Source organism: Aeromonas sp. ASNIH8 (assembly GCF_002919855.1).
Lineage (GTDB): Bacteria > Pseudomonadota > Gammaproteobacteria > Enterobacterales > Aeromonadaceae > Aeromonas > Aeromonas caviae.
Genome location: NZ_PQLN01000011.1, coordinates 53,766 through 68,875, shown reverse-complemented (window position 1 = coordinate 68,875; position 15,110 = coordinate 53,766). Strand labels below are relative to the sequence as shown.

At 61.6% G+C, this 15,110-nt stretch carries 14 protein-coding genes and 1 rRNA gene; 5 read left to right on the top strand and 10 right to left on the bottom strand.

Translation table 11 applies throughout. The features are described from left to right. The 7 genes from C3418_RS04965 to C3418_RS04935 all read right to left on the bottom strand — a co-directional run. A 16S ribosomal RNA gene (locus tag C3418_RS04965) occupies positions 1–70 on the bottom strand; the annotation flags it as partial. Positions 71–477: 407 nt separating this feature from the next. Next, positions 478–1,656: a lipopolysaccharide assembly protein LapB gene (locus C3418_RS04960; RefSeq protein WP_181023065.1), complete on the bottom strand. Its 1,179-nt coding sequence runs from the start codon at positions 1,654–1,656 to the stop codon at positions 478–480. A gap of 2 nt (positions 1,657–1,658) precedes the next feature. Next, positions 1,659–2,321, bottom strand: coding sequence for an energy transducer TonB (locus C3418_RS04955; protein WP_103858085.1), 663 nt, complete (start codon positions 2,319–2,321; stop codon positions 1,659–1,661). Beyond that, complete coding sequence (locus C3418_RS04950) at positions 2,318–2,719, bottom strand: biopolymer transporter ExbD (protein ID WP_010672232.1); 402 nt, start codon at positions 2,717–2,719, stop codon at positions 2,318–2,320. The genes C3418_RS04955 and C3418_RS04950 overlap by 4 nt, the downstream gene beginning before the upstream one ends. Then, complete coding sequence (locus C3418_RS04945; RefSeq protein ID WP_010672233.1) at positions 2,716–3,246, bottom strand: MotA/TolQ/ExbB proton channel family protein; 531 nt, start codon at positions 3,244–3,246, stop codon at positions 2,716–2,718. Before C3418_RS04945 ends, C3418_RS04950 begins: the two co-directional genes overlap by 4 nt. Further along, on the bottom strand, positions 3,243–4,550 hold the full coding sequence (locus tag C3418_RS04940) for a MotA/TolQ/ExbB proton channel family protein (protein WP_103858084.1): 1,308 nt from the start codon (positions 4,548–4,550) through the stop codon (positions 3,243–3,245). The genes C3418_RS04945 and C3418_RS04940 overlap by 4 nt, the downstream gene beginning before the upstream one ends. Beyond that, positions 4,547–5,308 carry a DUF3450 domain-containing protein gene (locus tag C3418_RS04935; RefSeq protein WP_041214169.1) on the bottom strand — a complete coding sequence of 254 codons (762 nt, stop codon included), beginning with the start codon at positions 5,306–5,308 and terminating at the stop codon, positions 4,547–4,549. Before C3418_RS04935 ends, C3418_RS04940 begins: the two co-directional genes overlap by 4 nt. A gap of 211 nt (positions 5,309–5,519) precedes the next feature. Between C3418_RS04935 and C3418_RS04930 the strand changes: the two genes are divergently transcribed. Then, positions 5,520–6,296, top strand: a complete 777-nt coding sequence (locus C3418_RS04930) for a LuxR family transcriptional regulator (RefSeq protein WP_010672236.1) — start codon at positions 5,520–5,522, stop codon at positions 6,294–6,296. Positions 6,297–6,356: 60 nt separating this feature from the next. On the opposite strand, the gene glmS is transcribed toward C3418_RS04930, so the two are convergent. Both glmS and C3418_RS04920 read right to left on the bottom strand, forming a co-directional pair. Continuing rightward, positions 6,357–8,189 (bottom strand): glutamine--fructose-6-phosphate transaminase (isomerizing), encoded by a 1,833-nt coding sequence (glmS, locus tag C3418_RS04925; RefSeq protein WP_103858083.1) that lies wholly within the window; start codon positions 8,187–8,189, stop codon positions 6,357–6,359. A 55-nt stretch (positions 8,190–8,244) separates the two neighbouring features. Further along, complete coding sequence (locus tag C3418_RS04920) at positions 8,245–9,018, bottom strand: DeoR/GlpR family DNA-binding transcription regulator (protein ID WP_103858082.1); 774 nt, start codon at positions 9,016–9,018, stop codon at positions 8,245–8,247. A 123-nt stretch (positions 9,019–9,141) separates the two neighbouring features. On the opposite strand from C3418_RS04920, the gene blrA reads away from it, so the two are divergent. From blrA to creD, 4 genes are all read left to right on the top strand, one after another. After that, entirely contained in the window at positions 9,142–9,816 is a 675-nt protein-coding gene (blrA, locus tag C3418_RS04915; protein WP_010672254.1) for a beta-lactam response regulator transcription factor BlrA, read from the top strand. Positions 9,817–9,850: 34 nt separating this feature from the next. Beyond that, entirely contained in the window at positions 9,851–11,272 is a 1,422-nt protein-coding gene (gene blrB, locus C3418_RS04910) for a beta-lactam sensor histidine kinase BlrB (RefSeq protein WP_103858086.1), read from the top strand. A 99-nt stretch (positions 11,273–11,371) separates the two neighbouring features. Further along, complete coding sequence (gene blaOXA / locus C3418_RS04905; RefSeq protein WP_103858081.1) at positions 11,372–12,166, top strand: class D beta-lactamase; 795 nt, start codon at positions 11,372–11,374, stop codon at positions 12,164–12,166. Between the two features lie 121 nt (positions 12,167–12,287). Next, positions 12,288–13,679, top strand: a complete 1,392-nt coding sequence (gene creD, locus C3418_RS04900) for a cell envelope integrity protein CreD (RefSeq protein ID WP_103858080.1) — start codon at positions 12,288–12,290, stop codon at positions 13,677–13,679. Positions 13,680–13,730: 51 nt separating this feature from the next. Here creD and glmU read toward each other — a convergent pair whose 3' ends face one another. Next, on the bottom strand, positions 13,731–15,092 hold the full coding sequence (gene glmU, locus C3418_RS04895) for a bifunctional UDP-N-acetylglucosamine diphosphorylase/glucosamine-1-phosphate N-acetyltransferase GlmU (protein ID WP_103858079.1): 1,362 nt from the start codon (positions 15,090–15,092) through the stop codon (positions 13,731–13,733). Between the last annotated feature and the right edge of the window lie 18 nt (positions 15,093–15,110).

The window sequence follows — 15,110 nt, the reverse complement described above, 5'->3', positions numbered from 1 at the left end:
GCCGCTCGACTTGCATGTGTTAGGCCTGCCGCCAGCGTTCAATCTGAGCCATGATCAAACTCTTCAATTTAAGTTTGGTTGCTTCGAAAAGCGGCTCAATGAATTGCTGAATTAACTGCTGCAACTTTCGTTGCTTTGGTCACTTCATCAGACATTGAAAATCAAAAATTGTTTTTGATGCTCGATGCTGTGAGTGCCCACACAGATTGCTTGATTCAAATTGTTAAAGAGCGTCACGCTTATCGCGTTGAGGAGGCGCATATTACACTCCTCACTTCGAAAGTCAAGCGGTTGTTTTCGCTTTTCTTTCGGCGCCCACTTCCTAAGGAAGCTGGCTCATCAGGTTGGCGTGGTCCGCCGTGCTGGTAGGGGCGCATTATAGGGAGCCGCGCCGGGATGACAAGGGCTTTTTGTAAAAATGCGCTCGTTTGCTGAAAAAGCAGGCTAAACCCCATGAAATGAGAGTTTACCCCAGTTTCATGCCGCTTTTTTGTTCATACCGTCAGTCTGGGCCTGAATGTAGTTGACCCAGCTGGTCGCCCTGTCTTGCCAGTTGTTCTGCTGTTGCAGCTCGCGAGCCAACACCAGCGCCTGAGCATATTGTTCTTTATTGAGGTGTGCCTGCACCAGCAGGGCCTTGGCTCTGTTGCCCTGCTCTCCCTTCACTGACTTGATGGCCGCGAGCTGGGTCATGGCGGCATCCGTCTTGCCCTGTTGCAGCAGCAGTTCGGCGGCACGCATGGCGGCCTTGGGGTGAGCATGTTCCTGGGCAAGCAGTTGCCAGCTGTCCACAGCCTTCGGCCACTCACGTGCCCCTTCCCACAACTGGGCCAGCAATTGGCGATTCTCCGCGTTCTGCTTCATCTGTCCCTTGGCCATGGCAGACTCCAGCAGACGCGCACCGCGATAGGGCAGTCCCTGCCAGGCATACAGGCGGATCAGCTGGTTGCGGGCGGCGGCATCATCCATCAGTTGACGGTCGATGGCGGTTTGCAGCAGTGTAAGCGCTCGATCACCACACTTGGCGGAGAGATTGAGCGACACCGCCTGCTGCCACCACTTGCTCTCTTTCGGCTCGCGGCGGATCAACTCTTCGGCCTGATCCGCAGCCACGCCGTAACGCTGCAATGCAGTGAGGGAGGAGAGGCGGATGATGGCTGCCTGCTTCTGCCAGCTTTTCTTCAACAGTTGTTCACTCTGGCTGGCTGCCTCGCCGTACTGCTTGTTGTGGTAATAGAGGCCAGCCAAGCGCAGACGCAAGGTATCGTCAGCCTTGATGGCCAATGCGGCCTTGTAGCTGGCGATGGCGCCGGACCAGTTGGATTGCTGGGCCTGGATATCCCCGCGCAGACGCAACAACTGAAGTCGTTGCTGCTCTGGCCACTCTTTATAGGCAAGAGCCTGCTCCACGTAGCGACTCGCCTGTGCGGTATGCTGCAGATTGGCGGCCAGAGAGGCCTGTAACTGCGCCAGCCAGGCGTGCTCAGCCTCGGAACCGGGTTTGAGCACAGCCGCCTTGCTCTGGGCCTGTTGCCACTGGCCGGATTGATAGAGCTTCATCACGGGCTCCAGCTGGCGGGAGAAATGAAGGCTCACCTCCATCGCCAGACAGGCTTGGCTGACCAGGGCCAGCAGACAGATCCAGATCCGCAACATGGTTATGACTCCAATTTGAATTTGAGCGTGATGACTTGCACCAGTTTGTCGGTGGCGCCCGGCCTCGGCTGATAGCGCCACTTGTTGATCGCCTGAATGGCCGCTCGCTCGAACTGACGCTTCGGCTTCGCCTCGACCACCTCCACATCCTGTACCCGGCCGTCTGCATCGACGCTGAAACGCAAGGTCACGGACCCCTCGATGCCGGCCTGCTGGGCCCGGTAGGGATAAACAGGCTCAACCCGTTGCAGCGGCATCAGCATGTCGCCGGCACCGATCCCGGTACCCTGCTGCTGACCATGGAAATTGCCGCTCGCGACCGGAGTGGGACTGGTCGCCACGCCAGGGGCAGAGACCTGTACCGCGCTCAGGGTCGAGACCAGATCCAGGCTCGGCTGTACCGAAGGCAACGGGGCCGCCGCCGGCATGGGCAGCGGTGTCGAAGCCAGCGCGGCAGGCGGCTCCGGCAAGGGTTCCGGCTCCTGGGGTACCGGCCGTTCACGCACCTGTACCTCGGTCACCTCGTTCTGCATGTTGATGACGATGGATTTCTGCTCTGTGATCGCCTTCTCCCCTCCGGGCGGCTCCACCAGGGTGGCCATGAACAACAGGATGCCCAGACTGAGGGCGATCCCCAGTCCCAGGCTCATCAACTTGTGTTTCATTTCGGTGCCACCGCCACGGCGATGTTGGCGATGCCTGCCGCCTTGGCTTCATCCATCACCCGCACCACCTTGCCGTGGGGTACCCGCTCGTCGGCCTGGATAACCAGGCTTGCCTCGGGCTGCTCCGCCAACAGTCGGGCGAGGGTGGCCTGCACCCGCTCCACATCCACCTGTTTGCGGTCGAGGAAGATCTGCCCCTGAGCGCCGATCGCCAGCATGATGCTGGACGATTTCTGCGCCTTGGCCTGGCTGGCCTGGGGTCTGTGTACCTCAAGCCCGGCTTCGCGCACGAAGGAGGTGGTCACGATGAAGAAGATCAGCATGATGAAGACGATATCCAGCATGGGGGTCATGTCGATCTGCACTTCATCGCGCTGGCGTTTGGATTGCCGTCTCATTGCATTACCTTCTCTTCTCGCAGGCCGTCCCGGGTCTTGGCCAGCGCACGCTTGGCCTGACTCTCGAGCCGGCTAAGTAACAACACGCCGGAGAGGGCCACCACCATGCCTGCCATGGTGGGGATGGTGGCGCGTGAGATCCCGCCCGCCATGCTCTCCGGGTTAAAGCGGTTGGCCGCAGCCAGCGCATCGAATACGCCTATCATGCCGGTCACTGTACCCAGCAACCCCAGCATGGGGCAGAGCACCACCAGGGTGCGGATGAAGATCAGATGACGGTTGAGCGCCAGCTCCACTTCTGCCAGCCAGCGCCCGCGAATCGCGCGAGCGTGCCAGCTGTGACGCTCGCGACGCGCCTGCCAGCGGCCCAGCAGCTCACGCTGCAACGGTGCAAACCCCAGGTTGAGGTAGAGCAGCCGCTCGATCATCAGAATCCACATCAGCACCAGCAAGGCCAGAATGACCCAGAGCACCGGGCCGCCACGGCCCATGAAGCTCTGCAACTGCTGCCAGATGTCGAGCATCATGCTACCCGCTCCACCCTGTCACCATTGCTTTCGGCCCGCTCGGCCAGGATCCCGGCCACCTGCTGTTCCAGCACGTTGGAGAGCTCGGTGAAACGGGACTGCAGCAGGCTGTGGGCCAGGATCAGCGGAATGGCCGCTACCAGACCCTGCACCGTGGTGACCAAGGCCATGGAGATGCCGCCCGCCATGATCTTGGGATCGCCGGTACCGAACTGGGTGATGGCCTGGAAGGTGCCGATCATACCGGTCACTGTCCCGAGCAGACCCAGCATGGGGGCGATGGCCGCGATCACCTTGACCATGCCGATGCCGCGCTCCAGGCGAGGGGTCTCCTGCAGGATCGCCTCATCCAGACGCAGTTCGAGGGTCTCCATGCTCAGTTCTGGATGCTTGTCAGCCACCGTCAGCACCCGGCCGAGGGCGTTGTCGGCATGATATTCACCGCTCTTGAGCTGGCGACGAACCCGACCCAGTTCGCGAGAGAGGCTCCACAGCCGTACTCCAGCGATCCCCAGGCCGATAGCGGCCAGCAGCACGATGATGGCGCCGACCTGGCCGCCCTGCTGGACTTGCTGCCAGAAGGTGGGCGCCTGGGCCAGCATATCGAGCAGAACACCGTGGGAGGGATCCAGCGGCAACGCTTCTCCCTCCTGACCCTGATAAGCGGCCACAGCGGAAAGCACGCTGCCTGGCAGGCCCAGCACCGGACTCAGGCCTTCGGCCTCCGGTTGCAAGAAACCAGCATCGCCCAGCAGGGTGAAGCTGCCGATCCGGGTCAACGTCTGCTCGCTGGCAACGCCCTGGGCATCAAGCACCTTGCCGTTGAACTGGGCAACCCGGCCCGATTCGCGGATCTCCTGTAGCAAGGTGGCTGGCAGCAGGGCAAGGGCGGCGCGATCAGGCACCTGTTTATCCTGTGCCATGGTTTTCAGCGGGGCGAGGCGATCAGGATACTGGCCCTCGACGGCGGATTCGCTCAGCAGCTTGACCGCATCGCTTGCCCCCTGACGGGTGACCGCAAAGATGTCGTTCATGTCGCCGGAGGCTTGCTCCCACTGGGTATTGAGCTCCACCAGCTGCTTTTCATTGGCCGCGAACTGGCTGGCCAGCTCCTTGCTCAGGCGCTGGGCCTCGGCCAGCTTGGCACGGGCACTGCTCAGCTCCCTGGAGACAGACGCCAGATCCTGCTGAGCCTTCTGCTCACGGGCCTGTTCCTGCTGCTGCCAGGCTTCCTCGGCCACGGCGGCTGTGGTGCCCAGAGAGAGGGCGAGGGCAAGGGGTAACCACTTCATGGTGACGCTCATGACTGGGCCTCCTGACCACGGCTGACGGAAAGGGGGACATTTAACAACTGGGGAACTTTCTTGTCGGCAGCCATTTCCAACGCCTCGGCGATGGGGGAGAGCCACTGGCCGTCGAGGGCTTGCCACTGCTTGTGCTCGGCAGACCAGCGCCACGCCTGGGAGCGATCGGCGGTCATCGCCAGCAGGGAGACCCGGCCCAGTGCCAGCACGTCGACCCGGCGCGGTGCGCCATCCAGCACCAGCTCGGCGGAATAATGGTCCAGCCTGCTGCCGTATTCGGCTTCAATCTGATAGGCCTGCAATAGCTGGCGGAACTTCTCCGCCTCGCTCACATCGGCTCTTGCCAGCGTCGCTTTCAAGGCAGCAACCCGCGCCAGACGATCCTCCCTGCGCAGCGGGATGTCATCCTGTACCAGCTGTTCCAGATCGGCTTGCATCTGCAGCATCAGGGGGACAAGCCCCTGTCTGGTCTCCTGTACCGCCTCCAACTGCTGGTTCAGCTTGCCCAGCTCGTTTTGCTGATCGGCCACCAGAGACTGCATGTAGCGGTTGTAGGCTTCCAGATCCCGCAGTTGCAGTTGGGCATTTTGCAGCTCAATCCTGGCGGCGACGGCTCCATCGGCGGCTTTCTCCACACGCAGCTGGGAGGCTTTCCCGTCGGCGATACTGTTCTTCAATGCTGGCGCAACCACCTCGTCGGCGGACACGACGCAATGAACGGCCATGGGTAACAAGGCCAGACCCCAAAACTTGTTCATGATATAAATCTTAACAATGATAACTATTCTCATTGTCTCAAAGAGTAGGGTCACTGGCAATCAGATGATTTTCTTGGCCTCTGGCCGAAAAAACAGGATACTTTTTAGACAAGTACGGGAATAACTGGCGTTGGTAGTCGCAACACCATTTTAAATAACTAAAAAATGTCTTTTCGATCAGCAAGATAAGTGATCGAAAAAGGAGACTTACATGTTTAACGATGCGATCTGGGAACACATAGATCGGTTCACCAAGGCGAAGAAGACCAGCGAGATCCAGCAACAACTGGAGCGCTTCAGTCATCAGATGGGGTTTGATTACTTCCGTTTGCTGATTATTTTCCCCATCAGCATGCAGAAATCCCATGTGGCCTTGTTCAACAACTGCCCCACCAGCTGGTTTGATGCCTATTCGGAACGGCACTACCTGACCCAGGATCCGGTCGTCTTCCTGGGACTGAAGCAGACCCAGCCCATCTTCTGGAACAAGCTCGATTGCGATGCCCCCTGGTTGCCCAGCGCCAGCAGGGAGGTGATGAACCTCGCCGCCGACTTCGGGGTGAGGAACGGCGTCTCCTTCCCGCTGCACACACCTCAGGGGGAACACGGCATCCTCTCTTTCATCAGCAAGGAGAAGTCCAATTCCGATCTGATGTTTGAAAACGTTCCCCTGCTGTCATTCTGTGCCAGCTACATCTTCAACTCGGCCCTGACCCTCATCAAGGCCAGACCAGACCTGATGAAATACCTGGCCGAGCTGTCGGATCGGGAGAAGGAGTGCCTTTTCTGGGCCAGCGAGGGCAAAACCTCCTGGGAGATCGCCACCATCCTCGGCATCAGCGAGCGAACCGTGAACTTCCACCTCAATCAGGTCACCAACAAGACGGACTCGCGCAACCGCAACCAGGCGATTGCCAAGAGCATCTCCAGCGGCATCATTGTGCCTTCCCTGGACGACGTCACCATCACCAACCTGCGGCTGTCATAGCCTGTTTTGCCAAAACAAAAAGAGCCGCAATGCGGCTCTTTTTTCATTTCCGGCGACGGCTTATTCCACCGTCACGGATTTTGCCAGGTTGCGCGGCTGATCCACGTCGGTACCCTTGATGAGGGCAACATGGTAGGAGAGCAGCTGCAGCGGCACAGTATAGACGATCGGCGCGATCACCTCTTCCACGTGGTTCAGGCTCATCACCCGCATGGTCTCGTCGCTCTTGAAGCCGGTATCGGCATCGGCGAAGACGTAGAGGATACCGCCACGGGCACGCACCTCTTCCACGTTGGACTTGAGCTTCTCCAGCAGATCGTTGTTCGGCGCCACCACTATGATGGGCATCTCGGCATCGATCAGCGCCAGCGGACCGTGCTTCAACTCACCGGCGGCATAGGCCTCGGCGTGGATGTAGGAGATCTCTTTGAGCTTGAGTGCCCCTTCCATGGCGATGGGGTACTGGCTGCCGCGACCCAGGAACAGGCTGTGGTGCTTGTCGGCAAACTCTTCGGCCAGGGCCTCGATATCCTTGGCCAGCGCCAGGCTCTCCTTGATGCGCAGCGGCAGGGCCTGCAGCGCCTTGACCAGCTCAGCTTCGGCGGCGGTGCTCAGGTGGCCACGGCAACGACCGATGGAGGCCACCAGCATCAGCAGACCGGCCAGCTGGGTGGTGAACGCTTTGGTGGAGGCCACGCCGATTTCGGCACCGGCTCGGGTCATAAAGGCCAGATCCGATTCACGCACCAGGGAGGAGCCCGGCACGTTGCAGATGGCCAGCGAGCTCATGTAGCCGGACTCCTTGGCCAGACGCAGGGCCGCCAGGGTATCGGCGGTCTCGCCGCTCTGGGAGAGGGTCACCAGCAGGCTGTTGGGGCGCACCACCGACTTGCGATAGCGGAACTCGGAGGCGATCTCCACGTCGCAGGAGACGCCGGCGATCTCTTCGAACCAGTAGCGAGCCACCATGCCGGAGTGATAGGAGGTGCCACAAGCGACGATCTGCACGTGATCGACCTTGTCGAAGATGGCGCGCGCACCATTGCCGAACGACTCGACCACCACGTGATCACCACCCAGACGCCCTTCCAGGGTGTTGGTGATGGCCTTGGGTTGCTCGTGGATCTCTTTGAGCATGTAGTGGCGATACTCGCCCTTGTCACCGGCGTCGTGGGAGAGTTCGGACTCCAGCTCCTCGCGTACCACGGCATGGCCGTCGGTATCGAAGATATGCACGTCGCGGCGGGTCACTTCGGCCACATCGCCCTCTTCTAGGAAGATGAAGCGGCGGGTCACCGGCAGCAGGGCCATCTGGTCGGAGGCGATGAAGTTCTCGCCGATGCCGCGGCCGATCACCAGGGGGGAGCCGGAGCGGGCCACCACCACGCGGCTGTCGTCACGGCTGTCCATCACCACGGTGCCGTAGGCGCCGCGCAGCTGCTTCACCGCTACCTGCATGGCCGCCAGCAGGCTGGGGGCGGATTTCAGCTCGTGGTGCACCAGGTGGGCAATCACTTCGGTGTCGGTGTCGGAGCTGAACACATAGCCCAGCGCCTTCAACTCTTCCCGCAGCTCTTCGTGGTTCTCGATGATGCCGTTGTGCACCACCACGATATGCTCGGAGACGTGGGGGTGAGCATTGCGCTCGGACGGCTCGCCATGGGTAGCCCAGCGGGTGTGGGCAATGCCGGTACCACCGTGGACGGACTGCTCTTCCAGTGCCTTGGCCAGTTCGGCCACCTTTCCGAGGCGACGCACCCGCTGCAGCGGCTGGTTGGCGCTGAACACGGCAACACCGGCCGAATCGTAGCCACGGTATTCCAGACGGCGCAGGCCCTCTACCAGGATTTCAGCCACATCACGTTGGGCGACGGCCCCGACGATGCCACACATACACTTCTCCTTGAAACGTAAGACGTTAATTCGGTTGGATAATGGTTTGTTCAAATCACACGGCCACGGGGGCGCAAATCAGCGTGATCCCCCTGGCCTGAATCTGTTCTCTGGCCGCATTGCTCAGCCCCTCGTCGGTCACCAGGGTATGGATGCCGGACCAGGGCAGCTCGAGATTGGGGATTTTTCGGCCGATCTTCTCCGACTCCACCATGACGATGACCTCCCGCGACACTTCGGCCATGACCCGGGAGAGGCCCACCAGCTCGTTGAAGGTGGTGGTGCCCCGCTCCGGGTCGATGCCATCGGCACCGATGAAGAGCTGGTCGAAGTCATAGGAACGCAGCACCTGCTCCGCCACCTTCCCCTGGAAAGATTCGGAGTGGGGATCCCAGGTCCCGCCAGTCATCAGCAGGGTGGGTTCGTTTTCCAGCTCGCGCAGGGCACCGGCCACATTGAGGGAGTTGGTCATGACAATGAGGCCGCGCTTGTTGCCCAGCATGGGGATCATGGCGCTGGTGGTGCTGCCGCTGTCGATGATGACGCGGTTGTGATCGCGGATCCGCTCGGCGGCGGCGCGGGCAATGGCAAGCTTTCGATTCGAAACTTGTTCCGGGTTGCTGTCCACCACCATCTCGCTGGGGAGGGGAACGGCACCGCCGTAGCGACGCAGCAACAGGCCACCGGTCTCCAGCACCGCCAGATCTTTGCGGATGGTCACCTCGGAAGTGGCGAAGTGTTTGGCCAGGGCATCGACGCTGACTTCCCCCTGCTCCTGCACCAGACTCACTATGGTGTGACGGCGCTGCTGTGTGTTGCGTTTGGTCATTTATAAGTTTCGATTCGAAAGAATGACGAAATATTAATGCCTTTTCGGGAAAAATCAAACGGCAAATAGGATCCGATTTGGTTCGATGCCAGAATGGGGCAGCTGATTTGCGACGAGGATGCCATGCAAAAACGACTCATCTGGCTGGTGGAAGATGAAGCCAGCATTGCCGATACCCTGATCTATGCCCTGCAGACCGATGGTTTCGAGGTGGAGTGGTTCCCCCTCGGTCAGCCGTTGCTGGCGCGACTGGAACAGACGCGACCGGATTTTTTGATCCTGGATGTGGGGCTGCCGGACATCAGCGGTTTCGAACTGTGCAAGCGGGTGCGGGCACTGACCGATATTCCCCTGATGTTTCTCACCGCTCGCAGCGAGGAGATAGACAGGCTGATCGGGCTGGAGATAGGGGCAGACGACTATGTGGCCAAACCCTTCTCGCCTCGTGAGGTGTGTGCCCGGGTGCGGGTCATCCTGCGCCGCAGCCAGCCCGCCCCCTCCCAGCCGATACAGCCACTCGCCCTGGACGAGGAGCGGGCACGAATCTGCTTCCTGGGCCAGCCCCTGACGCTCACCCGCTATGAGTACCTGCTGCTCAAGACCCTGATGCTGGCGCCGGGTCGGGTCTACTCCCGCCAGCAGCTGATGGACCTGGTGTGGCAGGATGCGGAAGAGAGTCTGGATCGCACCGTCGACACCCACATCAAGACCCTGAGAGCCAAGCTGCGGGAGCGGGATCCTGACGCCAACCTGATCCTGACCCACCGCGGGCTGGGCTACAGTCTGGAGCTGGCATGAACTCAGGGTGGCCGGGCATCGGCAGGGGGATGAGATGAGAATCGGATTGCAACTGCTGTGCGGCCTGGTGCTGATCTTCGCCCTGGCCGCCTGGTTCGTGCTGGAGATCTTCGTCGAGGAGATCAAGCCCGGGGTACGCAGCGCCACCGAAGATACCCTGGTGGACATGGCGCAGATGCTGGCCCCCCTGGCCCTGGACGACATGCAGGAAGGAAAGATGGCGAATGGCCGGCTGGCCAGCGCCTTCGCCCGCCTCAACCAGAGTCCCATCAATGCCCTCATCGATGGCCACCTCAAGCAGCAGGCGGAGTACCGCATCTATGTGACCGACGCAAAAGGCAGGGTGGTCTACGACTCGGACGGGGTGGATCTGGGCAAGGACTACTCGCGCTGGAACGACGTCTACCTGACCCTGCGTGGCGAATATGGCGCCCGCAGCACCCGCACCGATCCCGACGATGCTGCCAGCTCGACCATGTATGTGGCAGCTCCGCTGCGGGAAGGGGTCGAGATCATCGGCTCCCTCACCGTCGCCAAGCCCAACAGCACCCTGCAGCCCATGATAGAGCGCAGCGAACACCAGTTGCTGAAAGGGGCGGCCCTGCTGCTGTTCATCTCGCTGCTCATCGGCGCCTTGCTGGTGTGGTGGCTCAACCGCGCCATCGGCAAGCTGGTGCACTATGCGGATGCAATCAGCCAGGGTCAGCCCGCCAGCCTGCCGCGCCTCTACAGCCCCGAACTGGACAGGCTAGGCCACTCCCTGGAGACCATGCGCCGCCAACTGGACGGCAAGGCCTATATCGAGGCCTATGTCCACAGCCTGACCCACGAGCTCAAAAGCCCGCTGGCGGCCATTCGCGGGGCGGGGGAGATCCTGGCCGAGGCGCCGCCGCCGGACATCGCAAAGCGCTTCATCGGCAACATCAATCTGGAGACGGCCCGCATGCAGCAGCTGATCGAACGCATGCTGCAACTCGCCCGCCTCGAATCAGGGCAGGGGCTGGACAGACAATCCGTTGAGCCGGCCCGGCTGGGCAGACGGGTGCTCGATGCCCGCCAGATCCAGGCCCAGCGCCGCCAGATCGCCCTGCACGCCGAGCTGGGGGAAGGTCAGAAGCAGAAGTGGGATCCCCTGCTGGTGGAGCAGGCCCTTGGCAACCTGCTGGACAACGCCCTCGATTTCGCCCCCGCCGGCAGTACCCTGGTGCTGAGCGGCGCCATGGAGGAGGGGGGTTATTGCTTCCGGGTGCGGGATCAGGGGCCAGGCATTCCCGACTTTGCGCTGCCCAGGATTTTCGAGCGTTTCTACTCCCTGCCAAGGCCAGACAAGGGCAAGAGCAGCGGCCTCGGGCTCAGTTTTGCCATGGAGGTGGCACGCCAGCACGGCGGCCATCTTGCCCTTGCCAATCAGCCGGACGGGGGGGTGCTGGCCACACTCTGGCTGCCCGGCAACTGAGGACACTTCACACCAAGCACACAGAGCCGGGCTAAGCTGCACCTCCTCGATGACGACCTTCCCCGTCGATGCGCATTCGTATTAATCAAGGAGATAGATATGCCCCGTATGCTGTTGTCCGGTCTGCTTGCCGCCGGCCTCTTCTGTGCACTGCCTGCCAGCGCCGCTTCTGGCTGCATGCTGTTTGCCGATGGAACCGGCAAACCCGTCAGCACCCAGGGGGACTGTGCCGCCCAGTTGACCCCGGCCTCCACCTTCAAGATCCCGCTGGCACTGATGGGCTATGACAGCGGCTTCCTGGTGGATGAACAACTGCCGGCCCTGCCGTTCAAGGCCGGTGATCCTGATTTCCTGCCGGAGTGGAAACAGACCACCACCCCGAGCAGCTGGATGCAATTCTCGGTCATCTGGTACTCGCAGCGCCTCACCGAGTGGCTGGGAGAAGCTCGCTTCCAGCACTACGTGGACAGCTTCGACTACGGCAACCGGGATCTCGAAGGCAACCCGGGCAAGCACGACGGTCTGACCCAGGCCTGGCTCAGCACCAGCCTCGCCATCAGCCCCCAGGAGCAAGCCCGCTTCCTTGGCAAGATGGTGAGCGGCAAGCTGCCGGTCTCCGCCCAGACCCTGCGTCATACCGCCAACCTGATGCGTCAGCCCGACATCGACGGTTGGCAGATCCACGGCAAGACCGGCATGGGCTACCCCAAGCTGCTGGATGGCAGCCTGGACAGGGAGCAGCAGATCGGCTGGTTCGTCGGCTGGGCCAGCAAACAGGACAAGACGCTCATCTTCGTCCACACCGTTATCCAGAAGCCGGGCAAGCAGTTCGCTTCCCTCAGGGCCAGGGAGGAGGTGTTCGCCTCCCTGCCGGCCCGGTTGAAGACACTCTGATGCCAGCAACACCGGCGCCTGGCGCCGGTTTTTTTATCCCCCTTCACCACCACTTCACACTGCCCCATCCTCCCTTCACGCGACCCCGGCACACTCCCGTTCAACAACAAGGAGACGTGTCATGGTCAAACAGATTTTCACCCACAAGATCGCCCTGCTGCTGTTGCTCTGCCTGCTGATGATGATCCCGGTTCACGCCATCATGGAGCTGAATCGGGAGCGCCAGGCCTATCGCAGTCAGGCCATTCACAGCATCATGGCCAGCCACAGCGGGCCCCAGCGCCTGATGGGGCCCGTACTGGTACAGCCCTATACCCGGACCGTCACCGTCGAGCAGGATGGCAAACATTTCGTTCGCAAGGAGCAGGTCTATCGCTACCAGCTGCCCCAGAGGCTGGACGTGCGGGCCAGCATGGAGGTGACCCCGCGCAAGCTCGGTATCTATCAGGCCCAGATTTATCACAGTCGCCTCTCCCTCTCCGGCCTGATGCCCACCAGCCAGGCTGACAAGGGGCTGGTGGCCGGCAACCCGAACCTGAGCTTCGACCCGGCAGATCCCGCCCTGGTGCCGGGCAAACCCTATATCAGCCTGATCCTCTCCGATGCCCGGGGCATCAGCCGCGTACCCGAACTGCAATGGGGGGAGCAACGCATCCCGTTTGCCCCTGGTGCCCAGCTGGGGGACGGGCGAGTGGGGATCCATGCTCCGCTCGACGCCTTGCCAGACGAAGATGGCCGCTTTCACATCGAGCTGGATCTGCAGGGCATGAACGCGCTGGAAGTGGTGCCGCTCGGACAGGACAGCCGGTTTCACCTGAGCGGCAACTGGCCCCATCCCAATTTTCTCGGCGACTTTCTGCCCGGTGAACGCACCCTTGCGGATCAAGGGTTCGAGGCAAGCTGGCAGACCAGCTGGTTCGCCACCGACATGGAGAGCCGCTTCAACCGCATGATGAAGGGAGCGGGCACCAAACTGCCGTCATTCAGCGTCAGCCTGGTGCAACCGGTGGATCACTATCAGCTGAACGAGCGGGCCGCCAAATATGCCCTGCTGTTCATCGGCCTCACCTTCATCAGCTTCTTCATGTTCGAGCTGCTCAAGGGGCTGCGGGTACACCCCATCCAGTACGCGCTGGTGGGCATGGGGCTGGCCATCTTCTATCTGGTGCTGCTGGCGCTGACCGAGCATCTCGGCTTTATCTGGGCCTATCTCATTGCCGCCCTGGCCAGTGTGGCCCTCAACGGCTTCTACCTGAGCCATGTGCTGGGCGGCCCGAAACAGGGCATGGGATTCGCCGCCCTGCTGGGGCTGGTCTACGCCATCCTGTTCGGGCTGCTGCAGGCCGAGGAGACAGCCCTGTTGCTCGGCGCCCTGCTGCTGTTCGCCACCCTGGCGCTTGTCATGGGGCTGACTCGCAAGCTCGACTGGTATCAGGTGATGGAGAGCAGTCCCTCCGCCACCGCATGGGCGGCCCCCCAGCCATCGACCAGTAACACCAGCCATCAGCCATAAGCAAAAAAACCGGCGCCCTCGGGCGCCGGTTTGCATTTCATTGATCGGGCATCACTTCTTCTTGACCGGACGGGGCCAGTTCGGAATGTGGCGCTGGGGCACCCGGGTGATCACCAGCTCGTTTTCCGCCACATCCTTGGTGATGGTGGAGCCGGCCCCCAGAGTCGCCCCCTTGCCGATCCTCACCGGCGCCACCAGCTGGGTATCGGAGCCGACGAAGACATCGTCCTCGATGATGGTCTGGAACTTGTTCACCCCGTCGTAATTGCAGGTGATGGTGCCAGCACCGATGTTCACCTTGGCACCGATCTCCGCATCGCCCAGATAGGTCAGATGACCGCACTTCGAGCCAACCCCCAGCCGGGCCTTCTTCATCTCGACGAAGTTGCCGACATGGGCATCCTGCTCCAGCACGGCACCCGGGCGCAGGCGGGTAAAGGGCCCGACCGAGCACTGGTCGGCAATTTGCGCACCTTCGATGACGGAGTAAGGTTTCACCTCGGAGTGGTCGCCGATCACGCAATCCTTCAATACGCTGCCGGCACCGATGCGCACGTGATTGCCCAGCACCACCTTGCCTTCGATGATGACGTTGACGTCGATCACCACCTCCTCCCCGATTTCCAGGGAACCCCGCAGATCGAAACGGGCCGGATCGATCAGGGTGGCGCCAGCGATCATCAGCTTCTCGGCCTGCATCTGCTGGTAGCTGCGCTCGAGCGCCGCCAGCTGCACCCGGTTGTTGGCCCCTTCCACTTCCATGGCGCTGTCCGGATGGACTGCAGCGATGGGGCAGTTGTCACCGTGGGCCATGGCAATGACGTCGGTCAGGTAGAACTCGCCCTGGGCATTCTTGTTGTCCAGGCGGGAGAGCCAGCTGCGCAGCTGGCCGCCGTTGGCCACCAGCACGCCGGTGTTCACTTCACGGATGGCGAGTTGCTCGGCGTTGGCATCCTTCTGCTCGACAATGCCGACCACCTGGCCGTGTTCCCGCACGATGCGGCCATAGCCGGTCGGGTTGTCCAGTACCACGGTCAGCAGCGCCATGCCATCGTCGGCCTTGGCCGCCAGCAACCGTTGCAGGGTCTCGGGCTGGATCAGCGGGGTATCGCCGTAGAGCACCAGCACGTCGTCTTCGTCATGCCAGAACGGAATGGCCTGGGCCACGGCATGGCCGGTCCCCAGTTGCTGGGCCTGCAGCACCCAGTTCAGGTCGGATGCCTGGATCCGCTCCTTCAGCAGTTCGGCGCCGTGGCCATAGACCAGGTGCAGCTGTTCGGCACCGATCTGGCGGGCGGTCTCGATCACATGGGAGACCATGGGCTTGCTGGCAACGGGGTGCAGCACCTTGGGCAGGGAGGAACGCATGCGGGTGCCTTTGCCCGCAGCCAGGATCACGACGTTGAGAGACATAGCTAACCTTTGAAACAG

Excerpts from the sequence above, each read along its gene's own strand:
- C3418_RS04940 (WP_103858084.1), bottom strand. The coding sequence starts at position 4,550 with ATGAGCGTCACCATGAAGTGGTTACCCCTTGCCCTCGCCCTCTCTCTG.
- C3418_RS04955 (WP_103858085.1), bottom strand. The coding sequence starts at position 2,321 with ATGAAACACAAGTTGATGAGCCTGGGACTGGGGATCGCCCTCAGTCTG.
- C3418_RS04960 (WP_181023065.1), bottom strand. The coding sequence starts at position 1,656 with ATGTTGCGGATCTGGATCTGTCTGCTGGCCCTGGTCAGCCAAGCCTGT.
- C3418_RS04945 (WP_010672233.1), bottom strand. The coding sequence starts at position 3,246 with ATGATGCTCGACATCTGGCAGCAGTTGCAGAGCTTCATGGGCCGTGGC.
- C3418_RS04920 (WP_103858082.1), bottom strand. The coding sequence starts at position 9,018 with ATGACCAAACGCAACACACAGCAGCGCCGTCACACCATAGTGAGTCTG.
- creD (WP_103858080.1), top strand. The coding sequence starts at position 12,288 with ATGGTCAAACAGATTTTCACCCACAAGATCGCCCTGCTGCTGTTGCTC.
- blrA (WP_010672254.1), top strand. The coding sequence starts at position 9,142 with ATGCAAAAACGACTCATCTGGCTGGTGGAAGATGAAGCCAGCATTGCC.
- C3418_RS04950 (WP_010672232.1), bottom strand. The coding sequence starts at position 2,719 with ATGAGACGGCAATCCAAACGCCAGCGCGATGAAGTGCAGATCGACATG.
- blaOXA (WP_103858081.1), top strand. The coding sequence starts at position 11,372 with ATGCCCCGTATGCTGTTGTCCGGTCTGCTTGCCGCCGGCCTCTTCTGT.
- glmS (WP_103858083.1), bottom strand. The coding sequence starts at position 8,189 with ATGTGTGGCATCGTCGGGGCCGTCGCCCAACGTGATGTGGCTGAAATC.
- C3418_RS04935 (WP_041214169.1), bottom strand. The coding sequence starts at position 5,308 with ATGAACAAGTTTTGGGGTCTGGCCTTGTTACCCATGGCCGTTCATTGC.
- C3418_RS04930 (WP_010672236.1), top strand. The coding sequence starts at position 5,520 with ATGTTTAACGATGCGATCTGGGAACACATAGATCGGTTCACCAAGGCG.
- glmU (WP_103858079.1), bottom strand. The coding sequence starts at position 15,092 with ATGTCTCTCAACGTCGTGATCCTGGCTGCGGGCAAAGGCACCCGCATG.
- blrB (WP_103858086.1), top strand. The coding sequence starts at position 9,851 with ATGAGAATCGGATTGCAACTGCTGTGCGGCCTGGTGCTGATCTTCGCC.